The following is a 2,653-nucleotide window of genomic DNA, read 5'->3' on the forward strand; positions in this document are numbered from 1 at the left end:
TACCCCGGCCAGGAAAGACGTTGTTATTGCCAATGCTGCCCTTGCTCTTGCCTGCCTGAACAGCGAAAAATCTATGCAGGATTGTATACAGATGGCCGCCGAATCGCTTGAAAGCGGCAAAGCATACAATGTCCTCAAGAAACTAATTGAAATACAACCATGAACAGCATTCTTGAAGAAATCATCGCCCATAAGAAAAAAGAAGTGGAAGAACGGAAACAACGCCTGCCTTTCTCTTCGCTGATGAAGAAAGCCGAAAGCACTTTCAGCGGCCCGTCACTTAAGGATGCCCTGACTTCGGGAAGTTCGCCTGCCATCATTGCGGAATTCAAGCGCAAAAGCCCTTCAAAGGGCGTCCTGAATGAAAAGGCCTCTGTGCAATCGGTTATAACAGGATATACTGCTTACGGGGCAAGCGCCATATCGGTACTCACCGATGAAAAATTTTTCGGCGGCTCATGGAACGATCTTCACCTGGCGCGTCAGATTACTGACCTTCCTGTTCTCTGCAAGGATTTTATCATCGACCAGTATCAGCTCTGGGAGGCAAAAGCAGCAGGTGCCGATGTTATCCTGCTGGTTGCCGCAGCGCTCGACCGCAAACAACTTCACATGCTTGCCGAAAGAGCCTGTGACCTCGATCTGGAAGTGCTGCTGGAAATTCATAACGAACAGGAACTCGATACACTGCACAAGAATGTCACCCTGGTTGGCGTCAACAACAGAAACCTCAGTACATTCAGCACTTCTGTTGATGTCTCCCTGAAACTGGCCGATAAAATACCGGCAGATTTTATCAAAATTGCCGAAAGCGGAATCGCATCAGCCGATACCATCATCACTCTGTATAAAGCCGGGTATAAAGGTTTCCTCATCGGAGAACACTTCATGCGGCATCCCGACCCGCCGGTTGCTCTTCATCAGCTCCGGCAGGACATAATGAATAAAATGAAGCTATGAGTCTTCTGATCAAAATTTGCGGAATGAGAGATCCCGGAAACATCAGGGAAGTAGCAACACTGGAGCCTGATCTCATGGGATTCATTTTCTTTCCGCAGTCGCCGCGGTATATCGGGGAAAATCCGGAAGATGCCCTGTTCCGGGAAATTCCTTCCGGAATAGGTAAAACGGGAGTCTTTGTGAACACCGAACCGGAAGCTGTTCTGTTGCAAAGCAAAAAGGCCGGCCTTCAGTTTGTTCAGCTTCACGGGGAGGAGTCACCAGCAGAATGCCGGGAACTTGCCTTGCATGAATTGCAGGTTATTAAGGCTTTCCGGGTAGATGCCTCCTTCCGGTTTGAACTGCTTCCACAGTACGCTCCCTTTTGTCGCTTCTTCCTTTTTGATACGGCAACTTCCGCATACGGAGGCTCAGGAAAGCAATTCGACTGGAACCTGCTGAACCGCTATGAAGGCCCTGTGCCTTTTTTCCTTAGCGGAGGCATCAGCCCGGAGGATGCAGAGAAACTGGCTGAATTTTCCCATCCCTTTCTGGCCGGAGTGGATGTAAACAGCCGTTTTGAGACTTCACCGGGCATCAAAAACATTGCATTGCTGAAAAAATTCATCACCACAATACGACAAAAGACATGAACTTTGAAGTAAATGAAAAGGGATTTTACGGGCCTTATGGCGGGGCCTACATTCCTGAGATGCTGGTTCCCAACATCACCCGGTTGCGCCAGTCGTACCGGAAAATCCTTGACAGCGAAGAATTTCAACGGGAATTGCAGCAATTGCTGCGCGATTTTGTCGGCCGCCCCACGCCCTTGTATTATGCATCCCGCTTATCCGAAAAATACCGAACACAGATTTATCTGAAAAGGGAGGACCTGGCTCACACCGGCTCGCACAAACTAAACAATGCGCTGGGGCAGATTCTTCTGGCCAAGCGCCTCGGGAAAACCCGGATCATTGCCGAAACAGGGGCAGGACAGCATGGAGTGGCAGCGGCAACTGTTTGTGCACGGGAAGGAATGGAGTGCATTGTGTACATGGGAGAAACCGACATTGCCCGCCAGGCACCCAATGTGGCCCGGATGAAAATGCTCGGTGCTAAAGTGGTGCCGGTAACTTCGGGAAATAAAACACTGAAGGATGCAACAAACGAAGCGATCCGCGACTGGATCAACAACCCGGAAGACACCTATTATATTATCGGATCCGTTGTCGGACCGCATCCGTATCCCGATCTTGTTGCCCGGCTCCAGTCAGTAATCAGCCTGGAACTCAACGAACAACTCAGGGAGAAAACAGGAAACCCCTTTCCGGATTATATCCTGGCCTGCGTGGGAGGCGGAAGCAATGCCGCAGGAATTTTCTATCATTACCTGGACCATCAGGAGGTTAACCTGGTGGCCGTGGAAGCCGCCGGCAAAGGGCTTGATACAAACGAAACAGCTGCCACAATCAAAAAAGGAAGACCCGGCATCATCCACGGAAGCAAAACTTACCTGATGCAGAATGAGGACGGACAAATTACCGAGCCGTATTCCATTTCGGCCGGGCTCGACTATCCCGGAATCGGACCGATGCATTCCTGGCTATACGAAACCGGCCGGGTGCAATTCCTATCGGCCACCGACACAGAAGCACTGGAAGCAGCTCTGGAACTGACGCGGCTCGAAGGCATTATTCCAGCCCTTGAATCAGCA

Annotated in this window: 4 protein-coding genes; all 4 read left to right on the forward strand. The window is 50.5% G+C overall.

The features are described from left to right. A partial coding sequence (locus tag GX419_08805) for an anthranilate phosphoribosyltransferase (GenBank protein ID NLI24790.1) occupies positions 1 to 163 on the forward strand: 163 nt, incomplete at its 5' end. Further along, positions 160 to 960, forward strand: a complete 801-nt coding sequence (trpC, locus tag GX419_08810) for an indole-3-glycerol phosphate synthase TrpC (protein ID NLI24791.1) — start codon at positions 160 to 162, stop codon at positions 958 to 960. The genes GX419_08805 and trpC, both read left to right, overlap by 4 nt. Positions 961 to 983: 23 nt before the next feature. Beyond that, positions 984 to 1,592, forward strand: coding sequence for a phosphoribosylanthranilate isomerase (locus tag GX419_08815; GenBank protein ID NLI24792.1), 609 nt, complete (start codon positions 984 to 986; stop codon positions 1,590 to 1,592). Further along, on the forward strand, positions 1,589 to 2,653 hold a 1,065-nt coding region (gene trpB / locus GX419_08820; protein NLI24793.1), incomplete at its 3' end, for a tryptophan synthase subunit beta. The genes GX419_08815 and trpB, both read left to right, overlap by 4 nt.

Source organism: Bacteroidales bacterium (assembly GCA_012517825.1).
Lineage (GTDB): Bacteria > Bacteroidota > Bacteroidia > Bacteroidales > JAAYUG01 > JAAYUG01.